The sequence below is a fragment of the Sneathiella chungangensis genome (assembly GCF_009882935.1).
In the GTDB taxonomy this organism is placed as follows: domain Bacteria; phylum Pseudomonadota; class Alphaproteobacteria; order Sneathiellales; family Sneathiellaceae; genus Sneathiella; species Sneathiella chungangensis.
Genome location: NZ_WTVA01000001.1, coordinates 323,800 through 350,627 on the forward strand (window position 1 = coordinate 323,800; position 26,828 = coordinate 350,627).

Below are 26,828 nucleotides of genomic sequence, written 5' to 3' on the forward strand. Positions count from 1 at the left end.
TCAGCCTTTTCATCATTTCATTTTCCTATGCCGGAATCTTGTCGAAATAGACAAGGAATCCGGCCGTAACGACGACCCACAGCAGCGAGAAGGGCAAAAACACTTTCCAGCCAAGCCGCATCAGCTGGTCGTAGCGGTAGCGTGGCAGGGTCGCGCGCACCCAGATAAAGACAAAGAGCAGGATGGCAATCTTGATGCCGAACCAGATGACGCCCGGGATCCAGGTGAAAATCGCCCAGTCCGCCGGTGGCAGCCAGCCACCGAGGAAGAGGATCGTGCAGATCCCGCTCATCAGGATCATGTTCGCATATTCGCCAAGGAAGAAGAGCGCGAACGCCATCGACGAATATTCCGTCTGGTATCCGGCCACAAGCTCCGCTTCCGCCTCCGGTAGGTCGAAAGGATGCCGGTTCGTTTCCGCCAGGATCGAGACGAAGAAGATAATAAACATCGGGAACAGCGGAATGAACCACCAGTTCAGAAGCCCGAGGTCACCCTTCTGCGATAGCACGATGCCGGACAGGTTCAAGGTTCCGGCGCATAGCAATACCGTGACGATCACGAAGCCGATGGAAACCTCATAGGAAACCATCTGCGCCGCGGAACGAAGCGCGCCAAGGAACGGATAGCGCGAGTTCGATGCCCAGCCGGCCACGATGATGCCGTAAACGCCGAGCGAGGAGATCGCGAAGAGGTAGAGGCCACCGACATTGATATCGGCCAGAACCATTCCCTCATCGAAGGGAATCACCGCCCAGGCGATGAGGCTGAGGATAAAGGTCACCATCGGGGCCAGCAGGAACAGCACCTTGTTTGCGCCCGTCGGGACCACCGTCTCCTTGAAAAAGAGTTTCGCACCGTCGGCAATCGGCTGCAGCAGCCCGAACGGCCCCACCACATTGGGGCCCTTGCGAAGCTGCATCACCGCCATGACTTTCCGTTCATACAGCGTCAGATAAGCCACCGCCACCAGCAGCGGCACGACGATCAGCAAAATCTGGCCAACGATAATCAGGGCCGGCAGAAGATAAAAATCCCAAAACTCAGCCATTTGTACCGGTCCCCTCACTTTTTACTTTAGAAAAGGTCGCGCTGCATTCCGCCATGATCCGGCTGGCCCGGGAAATCGGGTTGGTCAGGTAATAATCGGTAACCGGACTGACGAAGGGCGTATCCTCGATGGCCCCTTCCGTCCCGAAGGCGCCCCACGGCGCCGGCGTCACCTGATCGATTTCCGCGAAATGCGGCGCCGCTTCGGCCATTTTCTGTCGTAACTCGGATATCGTGTTGTAGGGCAACGTCTTCCCGAGCTTTTCCGAAAGCGCCCGCAGGATCGTCCAGTCCTCCCGTGCTTCACCGGGCGGGAATATCGCCCGCCGCCCAAGCTGAACGCGCCCCTCCGTATTGACCCAGGTCGCATCCTTTTCCGTAAAGGCGGCGCCGGGCAGGATCACGTCGGCAACGGAGGCTCCCGCATCTCCGTGGCTGCCCTGATAAATCACGAAACTCTTCTCCAGCCTGGAGGTATCGATTTCATCCGCGCCCAGCATGAACAGGACATCAAGGGACCCGTCCAGCATCTCCTTCGCGGATTTGCCGCCCTCGCCCGGTACGAGACCGAGATCAAGGCCGCCAACGCGCGCCGCCGCCGTATGCAGGATGTTGAAACCGTTCCAGTCATCGGAAACAAGCCCGAAACTGTCGGCGATTTTCTTCGCGAGCGCCAGAATCGCCGCCCCGTCGCTACGGCTGAGCGCCCCTTGCCCGACGATGATCATCGGCCGTTCGGCTGTTTTGAGCGTCTCGGCAAAGGAATGCTTGCCGTCGGCCACTTCCTTCAAGGTCGCCGGACCCGCGCCGAGATAGTCATATTTGTAATTGAGATCAAGCTGTTCGCCGATCAGCGCAATCGGAAAACCGCCCATTTTCCAGCGTTTGCGAATGCGGGCATTGATCAGCGCCGCCTCGTGACGTGGATTGCTGCCGACGATCAGGAGCGCGTCCGCCTCTTCAATTCCGGCGATCGTCGTATTAAAAAGATAGGCGCCACGGGTTTCCGTCGAGAGCGCCGCGCTGTCCTGGCGGCAGTCAATATTCGGCGAGCCGAGCATGTCCATCAGGTCTTTCAGCGCCTTCATGCTTTCGGCGCAGGCGAGATCCCCCGCGATTGCCCCGATCTTCGCGCCGTCGAGACCGTCGAGCTTCGTCGCAATCGCCTCAAAGGCGTCACCCCAGCTCGCGGCCTGCAACTTGCCGTCCTTGCGGACATAGGGCGTATCGAGACGCTGCGTCTTCAGACCATCATAGGAAAAGCGCGAGCGGTCCGCGAGCCATTCCTCGTTGATATCCTCATTCAGGCGCGGAAGAATGCGCATGACTTCCTGCCCGCGGCTGTCAACGCGGATATTCGCACCGACAGCGTCAAGGGCGTCGATGCTCTCGGTCTTGCTGAGCTCCCACGGCCGGGCCGTGAAGGCATAGGGCTTCGAGGTGAGCGCGCCGACAGGGCATAAATCAATGATATTACCCGATAATTCGCTATCGAGGGCCTGCTCAAGATAGGTCGTGATTTCCATGTTTTCGCCGCGATTGATCGCGCCGAGATCCTCGACGCCCGCCACTTCCGTCGCGAAGCGGATGCAGCGCGTGCAATGGATGCAACGGGTCATGGTCGTCTTGATCAACGGCCCCATGTTCTTTTCCGCAACGGCCCGCTTCAGTTCGTGATACCGGCTGGTACCGGAGCCATAGGTCATCGACTGGTCTTGCAGATCGCATTCCCCGCCCTGATCGCAGATCGGGCAATCGAGCGGATGGTTGATCAGCAGGAACTCCATGGCCCCTTCGCGGCCTTCCTTCACTTTCGGTGAATTGGTGTGGATGACCATGCCATCGCCCGCAGGCATCGCGCAGGAGGCGATCAGCTTCGGCGATTTTTCCATCTCCACCAGGCACATGCGGCAGTTCCCGGCGATCGAGAGCCGCTCGTGATAGCAAAAGCGCGGGATTTCCGCGCCCGCTTCCTCACAGGCTTGAAGCACCGTGGTTCCCGGTTCGACCGTGATTTCTACACCATCTACTGTAAGTGTCGGCATTCTTCACTCCTCACGCGGTCGCCCTTCAGGCGGCCCTTGCGGCCTTCCGTGATTTAATACGTTCTTCGATAACCGGGCGGAAGTGCCGCACCAGCCCCTGAATCGGCCAGGCCGCCGCGTCACCCAGGGCGCAGATGGTATGGCCTTCTATCCTTTTTGATACATTGATCAACATGTCGATCTCCTCGATCTCCGCATCCCCGGAGACGAGGCGCTGCATTACCCGCCACATCCAGCCGGTACCCTCCCGGCACGGCGTGCACTGGCCGCAGCTTTCATGCTTGTAGAAATGCGAGAGCCGCTCGATCGCGCGAATAACGTCAGTCGACTTGTCCATGACAATCACCGCCGCCGTACCGAGCCCGCTCTGGGCGTCGCGCAGGCTGTCGAAATCCATCAGGATGTCATCGCAAATGCTTTTCGGCAGCAACGGAACGGAGGATCCGCCCGGGATGATGGCGAGCAGGTTGTCCCAACCGCCACGCACGCCGCCCGCATGCTTCTCGATCAGCTCTTTCAGCGGAATGCCCATTTCCTCTTCGACATTGCAGGGCTTGTTGACATGCCCGGAAATGCAGAAAAGCTTCGTGCCGGTATTGTTCGGACGGCCAAGACCGGAGAACCAGCCCTCCCCGCGCCGAAGAATTTCGGGCGCAACGGCAATGCTCTCGACATTGTTGACGGTCGACGGACAGCCCCAGACGCCAACGTTTGCGGGAAACGGCGGTTTCAGGCGCGGCTGGCCCTTGTTGCCTTCAAGGCTTTCGATAAGCGCCGTTTCCTCGCCGCAGATATAGGCGCCGGCGCCGCGATGCAGGTAGATATCGAAATCATAGCCCGAATTCGCGGCGTTCTTGCCGATCAGACCGTCGGCATAGGCCTCCTGAATGGCGATTTCGAGATTGATGGCCTCCTGCACGAATTCGCCGCGAATATAGATATAGGCGGCGACGGCGCGCATGGCGAAACCGGCAACCAGACAACCTTCGAGAAGGCGATGCGGGTCGAACCGCATGATCTCGCGGTCCTTGCAGGTACCGGGCTCCGATTCGTCCGCATTGACGACAAGATAGCTGGGCCGGCCATCGGATTCTTTGGGCATGAAGGACCATTTGAGACCGGTCGGGAAACCGGCGCCGCCACGTCCGCGCAGGCCGCTTTCCTTCATCGCATCGATGATCCCGTCCTGCCCCATCTCGATGAGAGCCTTGGTGTTATCCCAGATGCCGCGGCTCTTTGCCCCCGCCAGTTTCCAGTCGTGAATGCCGTAAAGATTGGTAAAAATACGATCTTGATCTTTCAGCATCACGCGCCCTCCGTCTTTTCAAGCAATGTCGTCGGACCCCCTTCTGGCGCCGAATTGATCCGGTCGATCTGCGGGCCCTTGGGCGGAACGTCACCCTTTGCCAGCTTGTCGAGAACCGCCTCGAAATTCTCGGCGTTCAAATCCTCATAAAAATCGTCATTGATCTGGACGACCGGCGCATTCACGCAGGCGCCGAGGCATTCCACCTCGAGCAGGCTGAACATGCCGTCTTCAGTTGTCTCGCCGTTCGAAATGCCCAGCTTGTTCTTGCAGACAGCTTCCAGATCGTCGCTGCCGCGCAGCCAACACGGCGTCGTCCGGCAGAGCTGCAAGAAATATTTGCCGACGGGCTTGAGGTTATACATCGTGTAGAAGGTCGCCACCTCCAGCACGCGCATATAGGGGATATCAAGGAAGTTGCCGACATATTCAAGCGCTTCCTTGGACAGCCAATTCTCGTTCTGGCGCTGCGCGAGGTCGAGGAGCGGCATAACCGCGCTCTGTTGGCGGCCTTCCGGATATTTGGCGATAAAGACCTTCGCCTTTTCGATATTTTCCGGCGTGAATTCAAACGCCTTGCCTGTTTCGATAACCTGACTCACCGGTCCACCTCACCAAATACGATATCCAGACTTCCGAGGATTGCCGACGCATCCGCCAGCATATGGCCACGGGTAAGGAAATCCATGCCTTGCAGATGCGCGAATCCCGGCGCCCTAATCTTGCAGCGATAGGGCTTGTTGGAGCCATCCGAGACAAGATAGACGCCGAACTCGCCCTTCGGCGCCTCAACCGCTGTATAGGTTTCCCCGGCCGGAACCCGTACGCCCTCTGTGTAATGCTTGAAATGATTGATCAGCGCTTCCATCGACGTCTTCATGTCGCTGCGCCGGGGCGGCGCGATCTTCGGATCGGTCGAGAGAACCGGTCCCGGCTTCATCTGATCGAGACACTGCGTCATGATTTTGAGCGACTGGCGCATTTCCTCCATCCGCATCAGATAGCGATCGAAGCAGTCGCCATTGAGGCCGACCGGGATGTCAAAGTCCATTTTCGCATAGACATCATAGGGCTGGGCTTTACGAAGATCCCAGGCAAGCCCGGTTGAGCGCAGCATGACGCCGGAAAAGCCCCAGGCCATCGCCTCTTCATCCGTCACCACGCCGATATCGACGTTCCGCTGTTTGAAGATGCGGTTTTCCGTCAGCAACGCCTCGATATCCTCAAGCACCTTCGGGAAATGCGCGATAAAGGCGCGAATATCCTCTTCAAGCTTTTCCGTGATGTCCTGATGGACGCCGCCGACGCGGAAATAGGCGGCATGCATGCGCGCGCCGCTTGCCCGCTCGTAAAACTCCATAAGGGTTTCCCGCTCGACAAAGCCCCAGAGCATGGGCGTCGTCGCCCCGACGTCCATGGCCTGCGCGCAGACATTCATGAGATGGTTGAGAATGCGGGAAATCTCGGAAAAGAGAACGCGGATATATTGCGCCCGCTCCGGCACTTCACAGGCCAGAAGCTTCTCCGCCGCGAGCACAAAGGCATGCTCCTGGCTCATCGCCGCCACATAATCGAGGCGATCGAAATACGGCATCGCCTGCATATAGGTCTTGTGCTCGATCAGCTTTTCCGTGCCACGATGAAGAAGGCCGATATGCGGATCGATCCGCTCGACAACCTCACCGTCGAGCTCCATGACCATCCGAAGCACGCCATGGGCCGCGGGATGCTGCGGACCGAAATTCAGCGTGTAATTCTTGATCTGGACTTCGGCCATCAGCCCTGCCCCTCTGCTTTTTCATCGCCCGGCAGAACGTACTGCGTTCCCTCCCACGGGCTTTCGAAATCAAATTTGCGAAATTCCTGCGTCAGATTGACCGGCTCATACATGACCCGTTTCTCATCCTCGCTGTAGCGCAGCTCAACATAGCCGGTCAGCGGGAAATCCTTGCGCAGCGGATGGCCTTCAAAGCCATAGTCCGTCAGCATCCGGCGAAGATCCGGATGGCCGGAGAACATGATGCCATACATGTCCCAGGCTTCGCGCTCGAACCAGTTCGCCGCCGGAAACAGGCCAACGACGGAGGGAACAGGCGTACGCGCATCGGTCTCCGTCTTGACGATGATCCGCTGGTTATGCCGCAGGCTGAGAAGATTATAGACGACATCGAACCGTTTGCTGCGGTTGGGATAATCCACCCCGCACACGTCGCACAGGACCTCGAACTTGCAATTCGGATCATTGCGCAGAAATTCGAGAACCTTGTCGACCGAATCCGTCCGGATATTGACGATCAGTTCACCAAGGGCGATTTTCGTCGAAACCACATCGTCGGAAAGTTCAGCCGCGATCAATTCGCCGAGCTCTTTAAGCGCTTCATACATGTGATTGCTGCCCCTTTCCGTTAGCGCAAAAATGTTCCGGTGCGACGAATCTTCTTTTGCAGCTGGAACACGCCATAAATTAGAGCCTCCGCTGTCGGCGGGCATCCGGGTACATAGATATCGACCGGCACGATCCGGTCACAACCGCGTACGACGGAATAGGAATAATGGTAATACCCCCCTCCGTTGGCGCAGGACCCCATCGAGATAACGTAGCGCGGCTCCGCCATCTGGTCGTAAACCTTGCGGAGCGCCGGTGCCATCTTGTTGGTCAGTGTACCGGCGACGATCATCACGTCGGACTGGCGGGGCGACCCACGCGGGACGACCCCCAGACGTTCCATATCGTACCGGGGCTGCCAGGCATGCATCATCTCGACAGCACAGCAGGCGAGGCCGAAGGTCATCGGCCAGAGAGACCCTGTCCGCGCCCAGTTGACGAGCTTGTCGACCTGGGTGACGACAAAGCCCTTGTCATCCAGTTCCTGGCCGATCCCGCGGAAAAACGCGTCCTGATCTTGGGCGCCGGGACGGATCTCCGTGCCGACCGGTTCAGAACTTACTCCCATTCCAGAGCTCCCTTCTTCCATTCATAGATAAAGCCGATGGTGAGTATCCCGAGGAATACCATCATCGACCAGAAGCCGTAAAGCCCCACCCCGCCGAGCGAGATCGACCAGGGGAACAGGAAGGCCACTTCAAGATCAAAAATGATGAACAGGATCGCGACGAGATAAAACCGGACATCGAACTGGTTCCGGGCATCATCGAACGGCTCGAAGCCGCATTCATAGGGTGAGAGTTTTTCCGCATCCGGATGCTGCGCGGCCACGATCATCGATGCAATCACGATCACTGCGGACAAACCGACGGCAAGTCCGAGGAAAATCAGAATGGGCAAATATTCAACGAGTAAGGCTTCCATAATATAAACTGTCGCGCCGAACGGGTCCATTTTGACCCCACGGGCAACAACCCCTCCTACCAAATACAGCAAGTATTATAGTGTCGGGTTATAAGGAAGAAAACCGAATTAGCAACAAAATTCCGCCCTAATTCGAAATGTGGTAGCGCATAGCCGGACAGGCACCAGCGATTGGCTGGAAATGCGAAATTGGTTTGCGGTTTTCGGGAGAAATGGCGGGAGTGACGGGGCTCGAACCCGCGACCTCCGGCGTGACAGGCCGGCGCTCTAACCAACTGAGCTACACCCCCGCAGAGACGCTGTTTTCTATTGGACCTCACTCCCCATGTCAAGCCGCATAAACAGTTTTCGATAAGAAAATTTTAGCCCCGGTTGACGCGGGGCATTTTTCGGCGGCTCGCGCGTGGCACTGCCGTCTTTGGGTGGGCGTGAGCGGCTGTTACACTCCCCCTCTTCGCGTGTTCCCTGTCGATTCGATATCGCCATTCGGGAAGATAAAGAAACCGGCATCGTCGAAGTTCCTTTCCGGCGCAATCAACAGTATTTGAAGGAAACTTAATGAAACTCTCAGGAAAAACCGCAATCGTCACTGGTGCAAGCTCGGGTATCGGACGGGCGATTACCCATCTGTTCGCCCGCGAGGGCGCGCAAATTGTTGCCGCAGCACGCACGGCGGCGGCGCTGGAAAATCTCAAATCGGAAATCGGGGCGATAGGCGGAAACATTATCTGCATGTCAGGTGACGTGCAAAGTGAAATCTACAACTCCGCCCTTGTCTCGATGGCCATTGAACATTTCGGCTCCCTCGATATTGCCGTCAATAATGCGGGAACTCTCGGCGACCTTGGCGAGATTACCGACCTTTCTGTGGAAAGCTGGAGACAGACAATTGATACCAACCTGACAAGTGCGTTCTTTGCGGCGAAGTACCAGATACCGGCTCTTCTCGCCTCGGGCGGCGGCAGCATGATCTTCACCGCCAGTTTCGTCGGCTACACAGTCGCGATGCCAGCGATGTCAGCCTATGCGGCCAGCAAGGCCGGACTCATCGGCTTTGCGCAAAATCTCGCGGTGGAATACGGGCGCAAGGGCATAAGGGTCAACAGCCTGCTTCCGGGCGGGACGGAAACGCCAATGGGCCAGTCTTTTCTCACCGATGCCGAGACAAGAAAAAAGGTGGAGGAATTGCATGGACTGGGCCGGCTTGCAGCACCTGAGGAAATTGCCAGGGCCGCTCTCTTTCTCGCATCCGACTCCGCAAGCTTCGTCACCGGAATTCCCCTTCGCGTCGACGGCGGAATTTCCATATACCGCGGCGGTTTCAACTGATATGGGCAATGGTGCGCAATGACCGAACAGCCACTTCAAAATGTCGGTATTTTCGGGGAAATGGTGGGTGATGAGAGATTCGAACTCCCGACCCTCTCGGTGTAAACGAGATGCTCTAACCAGCTGAGCTAATCACCCAAATCTTAAGCGAGCCCGTGTATATCAACCTACACCGGCAATTGGAAGCAAAAAAAACAAAGCCAGATTCAAAATTTTGAATCTGGCTTTCATTTTGGTCTGCAACCCGTTTTGGTTACTTGTTGACCGAGTCTTTCAAGGCTTTGCCAGCTTTGAATTTCGGCTGTTTGGAAGCCGGAATCTTGATCGTTTCGCCAGTGCGAGGGTTGCGGCCTTCAGAGGCTTTACGTGCAGCAACGCTGAACGTACCAAAGCCCACGAGGCGAACTTCATCACCGCTGCTTAGAGCGCTGGAAACTGCTTCGAGAACCGCGTCAACACTCTTCCCCGCTTCTGATTTCCCCAGACCTGAAATATCAGCGACTGCGGCAATGAGATCATTCTTATTCACTATAAGCCCCCTTCAATTTAGACTTGAACATATCTTATCTATAAATTCGTTTAAGACGGTGGCATACTAGTTTGTCGACTGCTCCGGGTCAAAGGGAAAAATCAAGATATCCCCAACTTTTCTGCGGTTTTGACCCGGTTTTTTATAAAAGTCAGTGGGTTGTTACACCATCCTCAACTTTTCGCTGAGCCGACGCCCCCGCAAGCTCTTTCGCAAGCTCTTCCTCACTCCAGTTAAGCGGCACGAGGGGCTTCGTCAGCGCATGTTTCAGCACCTCGGAAACCTCGGATACGGGGATGATTTCGAGACCTTCCTTCACATTGTCCGGAATTTCCGCGAGATCCTTCTCGTTTTCCTTTGGAATCAGCACCTTCTTGATACCGCCCCGCAAGGCTGCGAGAAGTTTTTCCTTCAATCCGCCGATCGGAAGGACGCGGCCGCGCAGGGTAACTTCACCCGTCATCGCGACATCCTTGCGCACCGGAATATTGGTCAGCACGGAAATGATCGAGGTGACCATGGCGACACCGGCAGACGGGCCATCCTTCGGGGTCGCCCCTTCGGGAACATGGACATGAATATCATGCTTGTCAAAATCGGTCGGCTTCACGCCCATTTCCAGGCAGCGCGACTGCACGTAGCTCTTCGCGGCCTGAACAGATTCCTGCATAACATCGCCGAGTTTACCCGTGATTTGCATCCGGCCCTTACCATAGAGCTTGACCGCTTCGATCGTCAGCAACTCGCCGCCGACTTCCGTCCAGGCAAGGCCCGTCGTCAGACCGACCTGGTCTATTTCCTCGACCTCACCGAAACGATACCGGCGAACGCCGGCATAGTCCTTGAGATTATCGGACGTGATCTTCACGGATTTCACGCCGTCCGTAATAATCTGCTTGATCGATTTACGGCACAGCTTTGCGATCTCCCGCTCCAGGTTACGAACGCCGGCTTCGCGGGCGTAATAGCGGATCAGGTCCCGGATTGCTTCGTCGGTGATCGACCATTCGTCCTTTTTCAGGCCATGCGCCTTCATCTGTTTTGCGACAAGATGGCGCTTCGCGATTTCCACTTTTTCATCTTCCGTGTAACCGGAAAGATGAATGATTTCCATGCGGTCGCGCAGCGGTCCCGGCATATTGAGGGAATTTGCCGTACAAATGAACATCACTTCGGAAAGGTCAAACTCGACTTCCAGATAATGATCGGCGAAGGTCGCGTTCTGCTCCGGATCCAGCACTTCGAGCAGCGCCGAGGACGGATCGCCGCGGAAATCATTCCCGAGCTTGTCGATCTCGTCAAACAGGAACAGTGGATTGCTGGATTTCGCCTTTTTCATGGACTGGATGACCTTGCCCGGCATGGAGCCGATATAGGTCCGCCGATGACCGCGAATTTCCGCTTCATCCCGCACGCCGCCAAGGGCAACGCGCACAAAATTCCGACCCGTCGCCTTGGCGACAGACTTGCCAAGCGAGGTTTTACCGACGCCCGGAGGGCCAACAAGGCAAAGAATGGATCCGCGAATTTTCTTCATCCGCTGCTGCACGGCGAGATATTCGAGGATGCGTTCCTTGACCTTTTCAAGCCCGTAATGATCGTCATTGAGGATCTTCTCGGCCCGGACCAGATCCTTCTTGATCCGTGTCCGCTTGTTCCACGGCAGGCTGGTGATCCAGTCGAGATAATTGCGCACGACCGTTGCTTCCGCGGACATCGGGCTCATGTTCCGGAGCTTCTTCATCTCCTGATTACATTTTTCGAGCGCTTCCTTGGTGAGCTTCGTCTTGGCGATTTTCTCCTCAAGCTCGGTCAGTTCGTCGCGGCCGTCCTCGCCTTCGCCGAGTTCCTTCTGGATCGCCTTCATCTGCTCGTTGAGATAATATTCGCGCTGGGTCTTCTCCATCTGGCGCTTGACCCGGCTGCGGATTTTCTTCTCGACCTGCAGAACGCCGATTTCATCTTCCATCAGCGCATAGACACGCTCCAGCCGTTCCGTCGCGCTTTCGATTTCGAGCAGTTCCTGCTTCTCGGAAATCTTGAGCGCCATATGCGAGGCCATTGTATCGGCAAGCTTAGACGGCTCGTCAATCTGGTTGAGCGAGACAAGCACTTCCGGCGGAATCTTGCGGTTCAGCTTCACATATTGCTCGAACTGGGAAATGACGGAGCGCGCAAGCGCTTCCAGTTCCGGCGTGTCGGCGTCTTTTTCCTCAAGAATTTCCGCATGAGCCTGGAAAAATTCAGGGTTATCGACAAATTTGTCGATCCTTGCCCGCTCGCCGCCCTCGACCAGAACCTTCACGGTTCCGTCAGGAAGCTTCAGAAGCTGAAGAACCGAGGCAATCGTGCCGACGCGATGGATGTCGTCTTCGCCCGGATCGTCCTGGCTCGCATTTTTCTGCGCCACGAGAAGGATCTGCTTGTCATCCTTCATCACATCTTCAAGCGCCCGCACGGATTTATCACGTCCGACGAACAGCGGAACGATCATATGCGGGAAAACGACGATATCGCGGAGCGGAAGAACCGGAAATATCTGGGTACGAGGTGTATCAATCATTATAGTGCCTTCTGGGACCGGCAGTTTGACATGCCACGGCAGCCGGAGAAAATATGCTGGTCCTGTTTAAACAAAAACGGCGGGAAGAGGACTCTTCCCACAACGCCCGACTAGGCGCTACTCGTCGCGTCCTGCCGGTCAGCATATATATGGAGAGGCTGGGTTCCACCGTCAACCACCTCCGCATTTATCACAATCTCCTCAACCCCTTCGAGGGACGGCAAATCGTACATCGAATCCAGAAGAATGTTTTCCATGATCGAGCGGAGACCACGAGCGCCGGTCTTGCGGATGATCGCTTTTCTGGCGATCGACGTAAGGGCGTCGTCGGTGAATGTCAGATTGATATTCTCCATATCGAACAGGCGCTGATACTGCTTGACCAGAGCGTTCTTCGGCGTCGTCAGAATTTCAATCAGCGCTTCCTCATCGAGGTTTTCCAGCGTCGCGACAACCGGCAGGCGGCCGACAAATTCCGGGATCAAACCGAATTTCAGAAGATCTTCCGGCTCCACATCCTTCAGAGTCTCGCCGACATTGCGGTCTTCTTCCGCCTCGACGGAGGCGCCGAACCCGATGGAGGTATCCTTGCCGCGCGAGCCGATGATCTTGTCTAGGCCGGCAAAGGCGCCGCCGCAGATGAACAGGATATTCGTCGTATCCACCTGCAGGAATTCCTGTTGCGGATGTTTCCGTCCGCCCTGTGGCGGCACGGAGGCAACCGTCCCTTCCATGATTTTCAGGAGGGCCTGCTGCACGCCTTCACCGGACACATCGCGGGTGATCGACGGATTGTCGGACTTGCGGCTGATCTTGTCGACCTCGTCGATATAGACAATGCCGCGCTGCGCCCGCTCGACATTGTAATCCGCGGATTGCAGAAGCTTGAGAATGATATTTTCCACATCCTCGCCGACATAACCGGCTTCGGTCAGAGTCGTCGCGTCGGCCATGGTGAAGGGCACGTCAAGAATGCGGGCCAGCGTCTGCGCCAGTAACGTCTTGCCGCAACCGGTCGGGCCGATCAGCAGAATGTTGGATTTCGCCAGTTCGACATCGTCGGATTTACCGCTGTGATGCAACCGCTTGTAATGGTTATGAACAGCGACGGACAGGACCCTTTTCGCATGGAACTGGCCGATCACGTAATCATCCAGAACCTTGCAGATTTCCTTCGGTGTCGGAACGCCATCGCTTGTTTTTACCAGCGTGCTCTTATGTTCCTCGCGAATAATATCCATGCACAGTTCGACGCATTCATCGCAAATGAACACGGTCGGTCCCGCGATCAGCTTTCTCACTTCATGCTGGCTTTTGCCGCAGAAGGAGCAGTACAGGGTGTTTTTCGAATCTCCACCACTTAATTTGGTCATAGATACTCCAATAGTCCGTTCGACTTCGCATATTAGCCATCGTCTTGGCGGGCGACAACAATTAATGTTTGTCCGGTCGAAATCAATGGCGGCGAACCGCGGTTCTCGTCTCGAGGATATATAATATGTAAAATTGACTCAACTTTTCGTTAACAAGACGCAACAAGTCCTTGCTTTACGAAAAAATAATATACCGGGAAGAGCCGCAGGATTTACTTGGATTTCTTGCTGTCCTCTTCCCCGTCCACCGGGCGCTTTGTCACAACCTCGTCAACCAGTCCGAAGTCTTTCGCTTCCTCGGCGGTCATGAAGTTATCGCGCTCCATCGAGGCTTCGATCACATCCAGCGGCTGGCCTGTATGCTCAACATAAAGCTTGTTGAGACGTGCCCGGACTTTCAGGATTTCGCGGGCCTGGATTTCGATATCCGTCGCCTGCCCCTGAGCCCCGCCGGAGGGTTGATGGATCATGATCCGGGCGTTTGGCAGGCTATAGCGCTTGCCTTTCGTCCCCGCCGTCAGAAGGAAGGATCCCATTGACGCCGCCTGACCGATGCAGACGGTGGCGATATCCGGCTTGATATATTGCATCGTGTCGTAAATCGCGAGACCGGAGGTCACCACGCCCCCCGGCGAATTGATGTACATATAGATCGGCTTTTTCGGGTTTTCCGCTTCCAGAAACAGAAGCTGCGCCGTAATAAGGCCTGCCATACCGTCCTGAATTTGCCCGGTCACGAAGATAATCCGTTCTTTCAGAAGGCGCGAGAAAATATCGTATGACCGCTCGCCGCGCGCCGTCTGCTCTACCACCATCGGGACCAGGTTATTCATGTAGGTGTCAATGACATCAACCATTCTCGAGTTTCCTTACGTCTAGCAGTTGCGCCACGTCAGCATATAGGTGCGACGAACGCAACTGTAAATCGGGTTCGTGGATTATTTCTTCTCAGCCGCCTTCTTTGCCGCCGGCTTTTTGGCCGCCGCTTTTTTTGGAGCGGCCTTTTTCGGCGTTTCCTTGTCGTCGCCGGAGTCTGCCTTCTTGGCTGGCGCCTTCTTGGCGGCCGCCTTTTTCTTCTTCGGTTTTGCCGCCTCTTCTTCGTCCGGATCCTTCATCAACTCGTCGACGGAGACTTTTTTCTCGGTAATCGTCGCGAGTTCGGAGATAAAGTCGATGACCTTGTCCTCAAAGATCGGCGCCCGAAGCTGCGCCTGCATTTCGGGGCGTTTCTGGAACATTTCGAAGATCATCTTCTCCTGGCCCGGATAGTTGCGGGCCTGCGCGATCATCGCCTGATTGACCTCGTCCTGGGAGACTTCGATATTGTTGATGCGGCCAACTTCTGCCAGCAACAGTCCCAGCCGCACGCGGCGCTCGGCAATGTTCATATATTCGTCCCGGAGTTCCTCCTCGGACTGATCCTGGTCCTCAAGCTTCTGTCCGGACTGCTCCAATTCCTGCTCGAACTGCTGCCAGATACTATCGAACTCGCCCTGTTTCATTCCGGGCGGCACTTCGAAGTCATGCGCCTCTGCCATGGCGTCGAGCATATTGCGCTTCAGTGACTGGCGCGACAGCTGGGCATATTGCTGTTCGATCTGTCCGCGAACCGCATCCTTCAGCGCGTCGAGATTATCAAGGCCGAGCTTGGTGGCGAATTCGTCGTTGATTTCGACCTCCGCCGCTTCACGCACCTCATGAATCTTCACGTCAAACACGGCGTCCTTGCCCGCAAGATGCGCGGCGCCATAATTCTCCGGGAACGTCACCTTGACCGCAACCTCGTCGCCGCCCTTGGCGCCGATCAGCTGGTCTTCAAATCCGGGAATAAAGCTGTTGGAGCCGAGCTCCAACTGATGCCCTTCGGCAGAACCTCCTTCGAAGGCCTCGCCATCCACCTTGCCGACAAAATCGATCAGGAGGGAGTCTCCCTCTTTGGACTTCCGGTTCTTGGCCACTGCAACGAAATTCTTCTGCTGCCCGGCAATTTCCTTCAGTGCCTCGTCAACCTTGGCGTCCTCGACTTCGGCGACCATCTTTTCCAGTTTGAGCTTGGAAAAATCCATCGGCTTGAAGTCCGGCATGATCTCGACTTCGAGGGTGAATTCAAGATCCGCGCCTTCATCGAACTTGGTGATTTCGATTTTCGGCTGCTGCGCCGGGCGCAATTCGTTGTCGTCGAGCGCCTTCTGGCTCATTTCATTGACAGTCTGTTCAAGGACTTCGCCCATGACGGATTTGCCGAACCGCTGACGCAGAATGGCGAGCGGTACCTTGCCCGGACGGAATCCCGGCAGTTTTATGTCCGCACCGACCGTCGTCAGTCTTTCCGTAACTTTCGTGTCGATTTCCGCGGCATCAACAACAATGGTAAAATCCCGCTTTAAGCCGTCAGAATTAGTCTGTGTAATTTGCATGAACGATCGCCCGTCATCTTTAATTTAGCAATAAACGCCTCCCGTGCCATATCGTGACGAGAAGCGCCAGCCCGAAAGCTTTCTTCAGTGTTGGTGCGGGTGGAGGGAATCGAACCCCCACTTCAAAGAAACTGGTACCTAAAACCAGCGCGTCTACCAATTCCGCCACACCCGCGTTTCAAATTCTTATCCCCGGCGCCCGCAATTTGCTCGGGCACCCCAACGGGGAGCGGCTGTCTATAGCATATGATTTCTTGGATTGACTAGGGGAATTACCGATAAAAGGCGAGAAAAGTGGCGAGAAGGGAAAAGCCGGTAATCCGCATCCCGGAATCGACGATGTTTTGGGGATTGGGCAGGCGGGAAGACTTCGACAGCGGGGCGTTGGAACAGGTCGCTTCAGCCCCGGCACATCGATTTACTGGGCGGCGCGGAAATCCCGTTCAAAAATAGCGAGCGCCAGGACATTCGTTCCCGCATGCTCCTGATAGCCGGTGCGCAGCACCGTTTTCTCATAATGCACGTGAGGGATGCCCTGATCGTCATCTTCGATGCGAAGAACTTTCGCCTGTTCCTGGAGGCTCAGCATCATACGGCGGTAAAAGATATCGCCAGAGGCGATCCGGTCACGCAAACTCTGTTTTCTAAAGAACATGTCACTCACCCAAAAAAATATCGGCTTTTCTACCTATATCCATTTAATAGGGGCAAATCGTAAAAAAACGGTTGAAAAATGCGTCGCTTTTTACGCATTTCCCTAGACATGTAAAAGTTTTTTCAAAAGCATCGGAATTTTCGTTTCAATATCCTCTGAGATCATCCCCGGACCCAGCTCATTGCCGGCAGCGCCGTGAAGCCAGGCCGCCGCGGCGGCTGCGGAAAACGCAGTCATGCCGCCGGAGAGAAATCCCGTTATCAGTCCGGCCAACACATCCCCCGATCCCGCCGTCGCAAGATAGGGCGGCGCGTTGTAGTTAATGACGGCTTTACCATCCGGCGTCGCGATCACCGTATCGGCGCCCTTGAGAAGTACAACCGCGCCGGACATTTCCGCCGCCTGTCGCGCCCGCTGCAGCTTGGAGCCGGAAAGCGAGAAAATCCTCTCGAATTCCGCTTCATGCGGCGTCAGGACCACCTCCCCTTCCATCTTCTCCTCAATCATCGAAAAGAGCGTATCGGGTTCTTCCGCGAATACCGTGATCGCGTCAGCGTCAAGGACGACATCCGCGGAACTCTCGAGGGCGAGCGCAGTGAAATCGCGGGTGCGCTCCGTGACGCCGTTGCCGGGCCCGATCAGCAGGCTTCCGATGCGCCGGCGGTTCAGCCAGTCCGTGAATTCCTCACCGTCCGAGATGGATTTAACCATCACCGCCTCGAGCGCCGCAGCATAGATGACAAGAGCAGACGGCGGACAGGCAACGGTTGCCGCCCCGGCTCCCGCCCGCAGACATGCCCGCGCCGCAAGCCGTGCCGCGCCGGTCGAGGATGTTCCCCCGCCGACGATCGCCGCATGTCCCCGGCTGTATTTCTGCATCTCGGGCCTGATCACCGGCAGGTCATCCTGCCAGAGCTCAGGATCATTCAGATGCGTGTCCGGATCGATCTCTTCCAGATAGTCCGCGTCGATCCCGATATCGATGATCCTGATATCACCGCAGTATCCCCGACCGGGATAGAGAAAATGGCCGGGCTTCGCGCGAAAAAAGGTCACTGTCATCGCCGCCGGAATGGCACCGGTATCGACCGCGCCGGTATCGCCATTAACGCCGCTTGGCACATCCACCGCGACGACCGGAATGCCGGCCCGCTTGATGCGCGCCAGAAGCGTGGAGACGTCCTCTTCCAGATAGCGCGAAAATCCGGCACCGAACAGCGCGTCAACCACAAGCGTCACACCATCGATCGAGACGGCGGCGAAGGGCGTAATCGGCCCGCGCCAGCGATCGCGCATGATCGCCGCATCGCCGCCAAGCGCCGCCGGGTCGTGAAGTGAGGCGAGATCAACCTGCCAGCCCGCCTCCCGGAGGTGACGAGCGACGACATAGCCATCGCCGCCATTGTTGCCCGGTCCGCATAAAACGAGGCAGCGGCCGACTGGTCGGCTTTCCAGTATCAGATCGGCGATCCCCCTGCCCGCCGCCTCCATCAGGGTCGCGCCGGAGACGCCGCCATCAATGGCGAGACGGTCTGCCTGATACATCTCCGCAACGCTCAGGAGTTCGCTCGGCAGTGCCATCGGATCAAAGCAGCTTTGAAAGATCTGGCCGCGCCGTCGCGACCGGCGATACCTGCTCGAAGGCGAACGCGGCATTCAGGACCGCCAGATCATCCTGCATCGGCCCGACAATCTGCAGCCCGATCGGCAGGCCATCCGCCGACAGGCCGCAGGGAATGGAGCAGGCCGGCTGCTGCGTCAGGTTGAAGGGATAGGAGAACGGCGTCCAGTCGACCCAGGCGCCAACTTCCGCGAGATCGTCGGGCGCCAGCTTGCCGGCCTCAAACGCCGGAAGGGCGAGCGCCGGAGTGATCAGGAGGTCATACTCCTGATGGAACTTCCGCATCCGGATGCCGAGCTCCCCGCGCGCCTGATTGGCCTGAAGATACTCGGCCAGGGATATTTTCTCTCCCTCCTCCACGACCTGCCGAAGGCCCGGATCCAGTTCGTCCAGCTGCTTATCCGTCACGTTGCGGAGCGCGAAATAGGCGCCAGACCACCAAAGAGTGTTGAAGATCGGCAGCGGATTTTCAAAACCGGGATCGACTTCCTCGACATGCGCGCCGAGGTCTTCAAAAAGCTTCGCCGCATTCTTGACCGCCGCCGCGACGTCCGGATGCACCTTGGCATATCCCAGCGCCGGGCTGTAGGCGATCTTCTTGCCCCGGATCGATGCGGAAAGCCCGCCCACGTAATCCGTATTCGTCGGCGGCAGCGATGTCCAGTCGCGGACATCCGGCTCGCTCATTACCTGAAACATGATGGCGCCGTCGCGCACCGTTCGGGCCATGGGGCCGATATGGGCGACGGAGCCAAAGGGCGACAAGGGCCAGGCGGGCACCCGGCCAAAACTCGGCTTGAGGCCGAAAATACCGGCGAAAGAGGACGGAATGCGGATCGAGCCGCCACCGTCCGTGCCGACATGAAGGACACCCATTCCGGCCGCACAGGCCGCCGAGGCACCGCCGCTGCTCCCGCCCGGGGTCATATTCCTGTTCCATGGATTGCGGGTGATCCCGGTGCGCGGGCTGTCGGTCACGCCCTTCCAGCCGAATTCCGGCGTCGTCGTCTTGCCGAGGATAACCGCGCCATGCTCCTTGAGTCGCGCGACGCAGGGCGCATCATCATTCCAGGGCCCGGCGGCATCGACGGTCATTGACCCCCGGAGCGTCGGCCAGCCTTCGGTGAGAATGATATCCTTGATGGTCGTCGGCACCCCATCGATGAGACCAATGGGCGTTCCCGCCTGCCAGCGGGCTTCCGATTCCCGTGCCTTCGCCAGCGCATAATCCTCGTCGATCAGCACAAAGGCGTTCAGCGCGCCGTTGTATTTCTCTATCTGGGCAAGCGCCGCCTTTGTCGCCTCCACTGGGGAAATCGCCCCGTCCCGATAGCCGTCGAGTAATTCCGTTACAGTTGCATATGCCAGATCGTTGCTCACCGTCATCCCCCTTAATAATGCTCCCGGTTTGACACGAGATTAGGCGTTACGGCCGCGTCAGGCAACCGCCATTCCTTGACGCCGCCTTTTTTTAAAGCCATATCAACAAAACCGTGTGAAGCCCATTAAATCCGGATCAATGCCAAAACCCATCATCCGCAATCCCAAGACAAAGCTCGGTCGTTTCATCCTCGGCTGGTCGATGGTCATCGGCGGCATTTTCGGCTTCCTCCCCGTCCTCGGCTTCTGGATGATCCCGCTCGGCCTTCTTATCCTCTCCGCCGATTACGCCTTCGCCCGCCGCTGGCGGCGCAAAGTTCAGGTGTGGATGGGACGACGGCGGAGAAAACAACCCGCAGAGCAAGACAGCCGAGGTTCCGACAGCTGAAATATCAGGATTTTCATTTGGCGTCTTGACAGAATAAAATTCATGGATATTTTTTATCTATGATTATGAAGGGCGATTGAATGAAACTCAGCGACGGCATCGAACAGGCAATCCACAGCGTGACCATGCTATGCGGACTTTCCGGCGACGGGGTCCTTTCCGCTGCGGCGCTTGCGGAGTTTCACGGCGTCTCGACGAGTTACCTGTTGAAGCATTTGCAGGCCCTCTCCGGCCGGGGCATCCTGGAAACAGTGCCGGGGCCCAAGGGCGGATACCGCCTCGCCCGCAAACCGGAGGCGATTTCGCTCCTCGATATCGTGCTCGCCGTGGAAGGATCAGAACCTGCCTTCCGCTGCAAGGAGATTCGCCAGCGCGGCCCGAACCCCCTTCCCGCGAGCGCATTCGTCAAACCCTGTGGCATCAACAGGGTGATGCTGCGCGCGGAGCAGGCCTATCGCGCGGAACTTCGCAAAGTCACCATCGCCGACATTATTGCGGACCTGAACGCCACCGATGACGGGTCCATCAGGGAACGGGGCTGCCGGTTCCTCGCCCTTCATGAACGCAACTCGACCATCAATATTTAAACCAGACCAAGGAGAATCATGATGCAATCAAGATTAGATTTTACCAAAGCCTCCCCCGCCGCCCTGCAGGCAGTGCTTGGGCTTGAAAATTATGTTTCCAAGCAGTCCGGCCTCGACCGGCATCTCATTCATCTACTGAAACTGCGGGCATCGCAGATTAACGGCTGCGCCTACTGCGTCGATATGCACGCCAAGGAAGCAAGGCGGAGCGGTCTGAGCGAGCAATGGATCAACCTCGTCAGTGTCTGGCGTGAATCCCCTGTCTTTGATGAGCGCGAACGCGCGGTTCTGGAATGGACGGAGGCGCTGACCAACGTCGCCGCGACCGGCGCGCCAAGCGAGACCTACGAGCCGCTTAAAGATCACTTCACCGAGAAGGAAATCATGGACCTGACGGTGGCAATCGGCACGATCAATGTCTGGAACCGCCTCGCCGTCGGCTTCCGCTCCCAACACCCGGTCGATGAGGTGAGAAAAGCCTCCTGAACTCCGACCATTTTTCCCGATACGGAAAAAACAAAAAGCCCCGAAATCGCGAGACTTCGGGGCTTTGAAATTTGGGGCGAACGAGGGGTCTTGAACCCCCGACCTCCTGAGTCACAGTCAGGCGCTCTAACCAACTGAGCTACGTTCGCCATAAGAGCGGCCCTGTTTAGCGATCCTCCCCCCGCCGGTCAAGAGAACTTTAGCCTCTTTCGGCAAAAAAATCCCGCAATTTATCGATGGCCGCTTTCAACACCTCGGGCCGTTTGCAAAAGCAGAAGCGGGCGAAATTCTTCCGGGCGCCATCCGACTGATAGAAGGCGCTGACCGGAACCGCGGCGACCCCGGCTTCCGTTGTGATCAGGCGGCAAAACTCCTCATCGGTGCCGGTGAATCCGATTGAGGAAATGTCCGCATTGATGAAATAGGTGCCGTCGCAATCGGCCGTCGCAAACCCGATCCCATTCAGTCCATCGCGGAAAAAATCCCGTTTCGACTGCATGGATTTTTTCAGATCCCGGTAAAAAATATCGTCCTTCGCAAGGCCGTAGGCGACCGCCTTCTGTAAGTTCGGTGCGGTGGTGAAGGTGAGGAACTGATGCGCCTTGGCGATACGGGCGGTCAACTCGGCCGTGGCAGTCAAATAGCCCACCTTCCAGCCGGTCAGCGAGAATGTCTTGCCGGCCGAGGCAATCCGCGCGGTTCTTTCGCCCATTCCCGGCAGTGTCAGCAGCGAGATATGCTTCTTGTCGCCGAAGATAATATGTTCATACACTTCATCGCAGATAGCGTAGGCGTCATGCTTGATGACAAGATCGGCGATCAGTTCCAGTTCCTCCCGCGAGAAAACCTTACCTGTCGGGTTCATCGGACTGTTCATCAGGATCAGCTTCGTCCTGTCGCTGAAGGCCGCGCGAAGCTTGCCCTCGTCAATTTCCCAGTTGGGCGGATCGAGCCGGACAAATTTCGGAATGCCGCCCGCCAGCTTGATCATCGGCAGATAGCAATCGTAAAGCGGCTCGAACAGGACCACCTCGTCCCCCGGATTGATAAGACCGAGCATGCTGGCGGCGAGCGCCTCCGTCGCGCCGGAGGTGACAAGGACATCGCTCTGCCAATTGACGGAAATGCCGTAGAAGCGCGCATCATGCTCGGCAACCGCCTGGCGCAACTCCGGCACGCCCATCATCGGCGGATACTGGTTCGGGCCATCGTCAACCGTGCGGGCGGCAACGGCGCGAATGTCGGCGGGACCGTCCTCATCGGGAAACCCCTGACCGAGATTGATCGCTTTATGCTCGATCGCGAGCTTGGACATGACTTCGAAGATGGTCGTCCCGAAGCCCGCTAGTACGTCACTGGTGTTTTTCACGGCAATTCCTGTCAGATTAACGTCGCGCGCCCAAATTAAGCCGGGACCGGCTCACATATCAAGCGAAACCGCGAACCGGGTCACCGCGCCGGATTCTTTCCTTGCCCGTTAAGGCAAAGCGCGGCATATCTTGGGCCAACAACAAGGGAGCAAAACCAGCATGGGTATATCCGCGAAAATGTCCCGTCTTGGGACGGAGACCGCCTTCGATGTCCTGGCCCGCGCCAACGCGCTCGCCGGCGGCGGCATGGATGTGATCAATCTCGGCATCGGCCAGCCCGACTTTCCAACGCCGGACAATATCGTCGAAGCGGCGGTAAAGGCGCTTCGTAGCGGTGCCCATGGCTACACCGCCGCCAACGGCATTCCGGAACTTCGCGCGGCCGTCGCGGCAGATATCGCGAAATACCGGAACGTTACGGTCAATCCCGATCACATCATTGTCGTGCCGGGCGGCAAAGTCACCATGGCCTTCGCCATCGAGATGTTCGGCGAGGACGGTGCGGAGATCATGTATCCCAATCCCGGATTTCCGATCTATGAGAGCATGATCCGCTATACCGGCGCGACCCCCGTCGCCATTCCCCTGATCGAGGAGAACGGATTTTCCTTCGCGGCAGACACGGTGCTTTCCAAGATTACCGACAGGACGCGATTGATCATCCTCAATACCCCGGCAAATCCGACCGGCGGCGTTGTACCTGAAACGGAACTTGAAAAGCTCGCGTCCGGCCTTAAGAAATACCCGGATGTTTATGTTTTATCGGATGAAATCTACAGCCGCATGACCTATGACGGTGAAGGCCATTGCAGCATGTTGAAATTCCCAGACCTGCGGGACCGGCTTATCGTCCTCGATGGCTGGTCGAAGACCTATGCGATGACCGGCTGGCGCATGGGTTGGGGACTATGGCCAGAACAACTCGTGCCTCATGCCCAGCGCCTCTGCGTGAACTTCCATTCCTGCGTCAATGCAGCCGCCCAGTTCGCGGGGATAGAGGCCTTGCAGGGCGACCAGGGCCCCGTCGATATGATGATGGAGGCGTTCGATGCGCGGCGGAAGCTGATCCATGCCCGCTTGAACGAGGCGCCGGGCGTCCGCTGCGTGATGCCGAAAGGCGCCTTCTACGCCTTCCCCAATATCTCCGGCACGGGCCTGAGCGCGAAGGAAATGCAGGACAGGCTGCTCAGCGAGAAAGGTGTCGCCGTGATCGCCGGCACCAGCTTCGGCGCCCATGGCGAGGGTTATGTCCGCTTTTCCTATGCAAACTCACTCGTTAATATCGAACGGGCGATGGACCGCTTCGATGATTTTCTGAAAGGACTGTAAAAAATCTATGGAGGACAAGCGCCTTACTGATCTTGAGCTTAAATTCATGGAGCAGGAACATGCCCTCTCGGAGCTCAGCGATATCGTAAACCGGCAATGGCAGGAGATAGAAGCTTTAAAACGCAAGCTCCTGCAGGCCAATGACCGCATTGTCACGCTGGAGGATGCGCTTCCCTCGTCTCCCGACCGTGAAAAACCGCCGCATTATTGATCCGGAGGCGGTCAGGCGTGATGCCGCTTGCCTTCGCGCTGAAACGCCTTTAAAGCTGCGGTCTTTGAGAATCCGAGGAAACCGATGAGCAAAGATAAGGACACTGCCGCAAAGCGAGACATCGAGGACGATCCCGTCGTTGGCTATATCCTCCGTGCCGTGAGTTCCGGGCAGGATGTGGCGCCGCAGGAGATTGCGCAGGCGATCGCCGCCGACCGGGCGAAGGAAACCGCCCCGAAAGACATCTGGCGAAAATACATGACAGCAGTACGCCAGCAGGCCATCCATCTCGCGCGGGATGGACGTCTTCTCATCATCCGCAAAGGCGAAATTGCCGACCCGAATGACTTCAAAGGGCTATATAAATTGCGGCTGCCACCGGCTGACTAATTTTTAATCATTTGCCTAATTTTTAAGCGCCTATTTTTTGACCAAATCGCTGCAGATTTGTACTCGGATGCCGAAAACCGCAGTTTTTATGGATTTTGCAGCGCATCAAAATTACCTCCCAATTCTGGCACGCCTCATGCTATAGAATGGGCAAAGAAACCTTGGACGTTCGGACATTTAGATTGAGACCTGCCTTATGAAAAAAATCGAAGCGATTATCAAACCGTTCAAACTCGACGAAGTGAAGGAAGCTCTTCATGAAGTCGGGCTACAGGGAATTACCGTGACCGAGGCCAAGGGCTTTGGCCGCCAGAAAGGACATACGGAACTGTATCGTGGCGCCGAATATGTCGTGGATTTCCTGCCCAAGGTGAAAATCGAAGTAGTTCTGGAAGACTCGCTTGTCGAACGGGCGCTCGAAGCCATTCAGCAGGCCGCCAGGACGGGACGGATCGGCGACGGAAAGATTTTCGTCTCTTCCGTCGAGGAAGTCATTCGCATCCGGACCGGCGAAAAAGGCCCGGAAGCGATCTGAATAATAAGCCGACCGGTGGACGGTCGGCGGTCGACATAAACTTATCCCGTGAACAGTTAAACAGAGAGACGTACTAATGGCTGCTGATATTATGAAAACCATCAAGGAAAACGAAGTCGAATATGTGGATCTTCGTTTTACGGACCCGAAAGGCAAGTGGCAGCATCTCGCCATGCATGTGGATGTTGTCGACGAAGACATGTTCGAAGACGGCGTGATGTTTGACGGATCTTCCATCACCGGCTGGAAGGCCATCAATGAATCCGACATGACCCTGATGCCCGACAATTCCACCGCAGTTATGGATCCCTTCGCGGCGCGGCCGACGCTGATTGTCTTTTGCGACATTCTCGACCCGCTCTCCGGCGAAAGCTACGAGCGCGACCCGCGGTCCGTTGCCAAGAAGGCGGAAGCCTATCTCGCCAGCACCGGCATCGGCGATACGGCCTTTTTCGGACCGGAAGCAGAATTCTTCATGTTTGACGACGTGCGTTTCGGCGTCGGCAGCCATCACACCTTCTACAAGCTGGGCGATATCGAAGCACCGTTCATGTCCGGCGAGGAAATCGAAGGCGGCAACAGCGGCCATCGCCCGCGCGTCAAGGGCGGCTACTTCCCGGTTCAGCCCGTCGACAGCGGCGCCGATATCCGCAGCGAAATGGTCACCGTCTGCAAGGAAATGGGCCTGTCCGTCGAAAAGCACCATCATGAGGTGGCGCCGAGCCAGCACGAACTCGGCATGAAATTCAACACGCTGGTATTGGCCGCCGACGAAATCCAGAAACAGAAATATGTTGTGCATAACGTGGCGCATGCCTATGGCAAGTCGGTTACCTTCATGCCGAAGCCGGTTTCCGGCGATAACGGCTCCGGCATGCATACCCATATGTCCATCTGGAAAGACGGCAAGCCGACCTTCGCGGGCTCCGGTTATGCTGACCTGTCCGAGACGGCGCTCTTCTATATCGGCGGCGTCATCAAGCATGCCAAGGCGATCAACGCCTTTACCAATGCCAGCACTAACTCCTACAAGCGCCTGATCCCGGGATTTGAGGCACCCGTGCTGCTCGCCTATTCCGCGCGCAACCGCTCCGCGTCCTGCCGTATCCCCTACTCCCCGAGCCCGAAGGGCAAGCGCGTTGAAGTCCGCTTCCCCGACTGCACGGCCAACCCTTACCTCGCTTTCGCGGCGATGATGATGGCCGGCCTTGACGGTATCCAGAACAAGATCCATCCGGGCGACGCCATGGACAAGGACCTTTATGATCTGCCGCCGGAGGAGCTGAAAGACATCCCGACGGTTTGCGGCTCCCTCCGCGAGGCTCTCGAGGCGCTCGATGCGGACCGTGAATTCCTGAAAAAGGGCGGTGTTTTCACCGACGACATGCTCGATGGCTATCTCGCCATGAAATGGGACGATGTGTTCAAGTTCGAGCATTCACCGCACCCGATCGAGTTCGACATGTACTACAGCGTCTGAGCATTCCGGTTACGACAAAGGAAAGCCGCGGAATTTTTTCCGCGGCTTTTTTTATGCTGAACTCAAGAATTGACGGCGATCACCCATCGACGGGCCGCGGGCGTCCATTGTCATCAATGGCGACAAAGACGTAGATTCCCTCGGTGACCTTGATTTCCCCCGGATCCAGCTTGCGGGTGACGATGGTCGTGAGTTTCACGGCGATCGATGTCCGTCCGACGCGCGCGATCTCGCCATAGATGCTGACCACATCGCCAACCTTGATGGGTTCGTGAAAGGTCATTGCCTCGACGGCGACGGTGACCGTGCGGCCGTTGGCGCGCCGGGCCGCCACGATCCCTCCCGCCATATCCATCTGCGAGAGAACCCAGCCGCCAAAGATATCGCCATTGCTGTTGCAATCGCTGGGCATCGGCGCGGTTCGGATAACCGGGTCACGGAATTCACTTGTCATGATCTTAGGGCTTCCTAATT

Annotated in this window: 27 protein-coding genes and 4 tRNA genes; 9 read left to right on the forward strand and 22 right to left on the reverse strand. The window is 57.0% G+C overall.

Annotated elements, in window-relative coordinates:
- Positions 1-25: 25 nt before the first annotated feature.
- The 9 genes from nuoH to GQF03_RS01575 all read right to left on the reverse strand — a co-directional run bounded on the left by nuoH (position 26) and on the right by GQF03_RS01575 (position 8,001).
- Positions 26-1,051 carry an NADH-quinone oxidoreductase subunit NuoH gene (nuoH, locus tag GQF03_RS01535; RefSeq protein WP_161337422.1) on the reverse strand — a complete coding sequence of 342 codons (1,026 nt, stop codon included), beginning with the start codon at positions 1,049-1,051 and terminating at the stop codon, positions 26-28.
- Entirely contained in the window at positions 1,044-3,095 is a 2,052-nt protein-coding gene (nuoG, locus tag GQF03_RS01540; protein WP_161337423.1) for an NADH-quinone oxidoreductase subunit NuoG, read from the reverse strand. Before nuoG ends, nuoH begins: the two co-directional genes overlap by 8 nt.
- Positions 3,096-3,120: 25 nt before the next feature.
- Complete coding sequence (gene nuoF, locus GQF03_RS01545; RefSeq protein ID WP_161337424.1) at positions 3,121-4,401, reverse strand: NADH-quinone oxidoreductase subunit NuoF; 1,281 nt, start codon at positions 4,399-4,401, stop codon at positions 3,121-3,123.
- Positions 4,401-5,003, reverse strand: coding sequence for an NADH-quinone oxidoreductase subunit NuoE (nuoE, locus tag GQF03_RS01550; RefSeq protein WP_161337425.1), 603 nt, complete (start codon positions 5,001-5,003; stop codon positions 4,401-4,403). Before nuoE ends, nuoF begins: the two co-directional genes overlap by 1 nt.
- Entirely contained in the window at positions 5,000-6,178 is a 1,179-nt protein-coding gene (locus GQF03_RS01555) for an NADH-quinone oxidoreductase subunit D (protein ID WP_161337426.1), read from the reverse strand. The genes nuoE and GQF03_RS01555 overlap by 4 nt, the downstream gene beginning before the upstream one ends.
- Positions 6,178-6,786, reverse strand: a complete 609-nt coding sequence (locus GQF03_RS01560; RefSeq protein ID WP_161337427.1) for an NADH-quinone oxidoreductase subunit C — start codon at positions 6,784-6,786, stop codon at positions 6,178-6,180. Before GQF03_RS01560 ends, GQF03_RS01555 begins: the two co-directional genes overlap by 1 nt.
- 20 nt (positions 6,787-6,806) lie before the next feature.
- Entirely contained in the window at positions 6,807-7,355 is a 549-nt protein-coding gene (locus tag GQF03_RS01565) for a NuoB/complex I 20 kDa subunit family protein (RefSeq protein ID WP_206376080.1), read from the reverse strand.
- A complete protein-coding gene (locus tag GQF03_RS01570; RefSeq protein WP_161338072.1) occupies positions 7,346-7,711 on the reverse strand; it encodes an NADH-quinone oxidoreductase subunit A in 366 nt (121 codons plus the stop codon). The genes GQF03_RS01565 and GQF03_RS01570 overlap by 10 nt, the downstream gene beginning before the upstream one ends.
- Positions 7,712-7,924: 213 nt before the next feature.
- Positions 7,925-8,001 (reverse strand) — tRNA-Asp (locus tag GQF03_RS01575).
- A 268-nt stretch (positions 8,002-8,269) separates the two neighbouring features.
- On the opposite strand from GQF03_RS01575, the gene GQF03_RS01580 reads away from it, so the two are divergent.
- Complete coding sequence (locus GQF03_RS01580) at positions 8,270-9,040, forward strand: SDR family oxidoreductase (protein ID WP_161337429.1); 771 nt, start codon at positions 8,270-8,272, stop codon at positions 9,038-9,040.
- Between the two features lie 61 nt (positions 9,041-9,101).
- On the opposite strand, the gene GQF03_RS01585 is transcribed toward GQF03_RS01580, so the two are convergent.
- The 10 genes from GQF03_RS01585 to GQF03_RS01630 form a co-directional block, all read right to left on the reverse strand.
- Positions 9,102-9,178: transfer RNA gene (locus GQF03_RS01585), tRNA-Val, on the reverse strand.
- A gap of 115 nt (positions 9,179-9,293) precedes the next feature.
- Positions 9,294-9,569, reverse strand: a complete 276-nt coding sequence (locus GQF03_RS01590) for an HU family DNA-binding protein (protein WP_161337430.1) — start codon at positions 9,567-9,569, stop codon at positions 9,294-9,296.
- Positions 9,570-9,720: 151 nt separating this feature from the next.
- On the reverse strand, positions 9,721-12,132 hold the full coding sequence (lon, locus tag GQF03_RS01595) for an endopeptidase La (protein ID WP_161337431.1): 2,412 nt from the start codon (positions 12,130-12,132) through the stop codon (positions 9,721-9,723).
- A gap of 110 nt (positions 12,133-12,242) precedes the next feature.
- A complete protein-coding gene (gene clpX, locus GQF03_RS01600; RefSeq protein ID WP_161337432.1) occupies positions 12,243-13,505 on the reverse strand; it encodes an ATP-dependent Clp protease ATP-binding subunit ClpX in 1,263 nt (420 codons plus the stop codon).
- 212 nt (positions 13,506-13,717) lie between these two features.
- Positions 13,718-14,362, reverse strand: coding sequence for an ATP-dependent Clp endopeptidase proteolytic subunit ClpP (gene clpP / locus GQF03_RS01605; protein ID WP_161337433.1), 645 nt, complete (start codon positions 14,360-14,362; stop codon positions 13,718-13,720).
- 81 nt (positions 14,363-14,443) lie between these two features.
- Positions 14,444-15,922, reverse strand: a complete 1,479-nt coding sequence (gene tig, locus GQF03_RS01610; protein ID WP_161337434.1) for a trigger factor — start codon at positions 15,920-15,922, stop codon at positions 14,444-14,446.
- Positions 15,923-16,013: 91 nt separating this feature from the next.
- Positions 16,014-16,097 (reverse strand) — tRNA-Leu (locus GQF03_RS01615).
- A 243-nt stretch (positions 16,098-16,340) separates the two neighbouring features.
- On the reverse strand, positions 16,341-16,577 hold the full coding sequence (locus tag GQF03_RS01620) for a hypothetical protein (RefSeq protein ID WP_161337435.1): 237 nt from the start codon (positions 16,575-16,577) through the stop codon (positions 16,341-16,343).
- 102 nt (positions 16,578-16,679) lie between these two features.
- Positions 16,680-18,158: an NAD(P)H-hydrate dehydratase gene (locus GQF03_RS01625; protein ID WP_206376081.1), complete on the reverse strand. Its 1,479-nt coding sequence runs from the start codon at positions 18,156-18,158 to the stop codon at positions 16,680-16,682.
- A gap of 4 nt (positions 18,159-18,162) precedes the next feature.
- Positions 18,163-19,584, reverse strand: coding sequence for an amidase (locus GQF03_RS01630; RefSeq protein ID WP_161337436.1), 1,422 nt, complete (start codon positions 19,582-19,584; stop codon positions 18,163-18,165).
- A 133-nt stretch (positions 19,585-19,717) separates the two neighbouring features.
- Between GQF03_RS01630 and GQF03_RS01635 the strand changes: the two genes are divergently transcribed.
- The 3 genes from GQF03_RS01635 to GQF03_RS01645 all read left to right on the forward strand — a co-directional run bounded on the left by GQF03_RS01635 (position 19,718) and on the right by GQF03_RS01645 (position 21,039).
- Positions 19,718-19,966: a PGPGW domain-containing protein gene (locus tag GQF03_RS01635; RefSeq protein ID WP_161337437.1), complete on the forward strand. Its 249-nt coding sequence runs from the start codon at positions 19,718-19,720 to the stop codon at positions 19,964-19,966.
- A gap of 80 nt (positions 19,967-20,046) precedes the next feature.
- The gene (locus GQF03_RS01640) at positions 20,047-20,553 is read left to right on the forward strand and encodes an Rrf2 family transcriptional regulator (RefSeq protein ID WP_161337438.1); all 507 of its coding nucleotides are present in this window, start codon (positions 20,047-20,049) and stop codon (positions 20,551-20,553) included.
- A gap of 21 nt (positions 20,554-20,574) precedes the next feature.
- Positions 20,575-21,039: a carboxymuconolactone decarboxylase family protein gene (locus GQF03_RS01645; protein WP_161337439.1), complete on the forward strand. Its 465-nt coding sequence runs from the start codon at positions 20,575-20,577 to the stop codon at positions 21,037-21,039.
- Between the two features lie 72 nt (positions 21,040-21,111).
- Here GQF03_RS01645 and GQF03_RS01650 read toward each other — a convergent pair.
- Together GQF03_RS01650 and GQF03_RS01655 are read right to left on the reverse strand one after the other, a co-directional pair.
- Positions 21,112-21,188 (reverse strand) — tRNA-His (locus tag GQF03_RS01650).
- Positions 21,189-21,238: 50 nt separating this feature from the next.
- Positions 21,239-22,408, reverse strand: coding sequence for an aminotransferase (locus GQF03_RS01655; RefSeq protein WP_161337440.1), 1,170 nt, complete (start codon positions 22,406-22,408; stop codon positions 21,239-21,241).
- A gap of 160 nt (positions 22,409-22,568) precedes the next feature.
- Here GQF03_RS01655 and GQF03_RS01660 point away from each other — a divergent pair, with 160 nt between their 5' ends.
- The 5 genes from GQF03_RS01660 (at position 22,569) to glnA (ending at position 26,354) form a co-directional block, all read left to right on the forward strand.
- Positions 22,569-23,738: a pyridoxal phosphate-dependent aminotransferase gene (locus tag GQF03_RS01660; protein WP_206376087.1), complete on the forward strand. Its 1,170-nt coding sequence runs from the start codon at positions 22,569-22,571 to the stop codon at positions 23,736-23,738.
- Between the two features lie 7 nt (positions 23,739-23,745).
- Entirely contained in the window at positions 23,746-23,949 is a 204-nt protein-coding gene (locus tag GQF03_RS01665; RefSeq protein WP_161337441.1) for a SlyX family protein, read from the forward strand.
- A gap of 84 nt (positions 23,950-24,033) precedes the next feature.
- A complete protein-coding gene (locus tag GQF03_RS01670; RefSeq protein WP_161337442.1) occupies positions 24,034-24,339 on the forward strand; it encodes a DUF3253 domain-containing protein in 306 nt (101 codons plus the stop codon).
- Between the two features lie 196 nt (positions 24,340-24,535).
- On the forward strand, positions 24,536-24,874 hold the full coding sequence (locus GQF03_RS01675; protein WP_161337443.1) for a P-II family nitrogen regulator: 339 nt from the start codon (positions 24,536-24,538) through the stop codon (positions 24,872-24,874).
- Positions 24,875-24,950: 76 nt separating this feature from the next.
- Positions 24,951-26,354: a type I glutamate--ammonia ligase gene (gene glnA, locus GQF03_RS01680; protein ID WP_161337444.1), complete on the forward strand. Its 1,404-nt coding sequence runs from the start codon at positions 24,951-24,953 to the stop codon at positions 26,352-26,354.
- A gap of 79 nt (positions 26,355-26,433) precedes the next feature.
- On the opposite strand, the gene GQF03_RS01685 is transcribed toward glnA, so the two are convergent.
- A complete protein-coding gene (locus tag GQF03_RS01685; RefSeq protein ID WP_161337445.1) occupies positions 26,434-26,808 on the reverse strand; it encodes an acyl-CoA thioesterase in 375 nt (124 codons plus the stop codon).
- Positions 26,809-26,828: the final 20 nt, after the last annotated feature.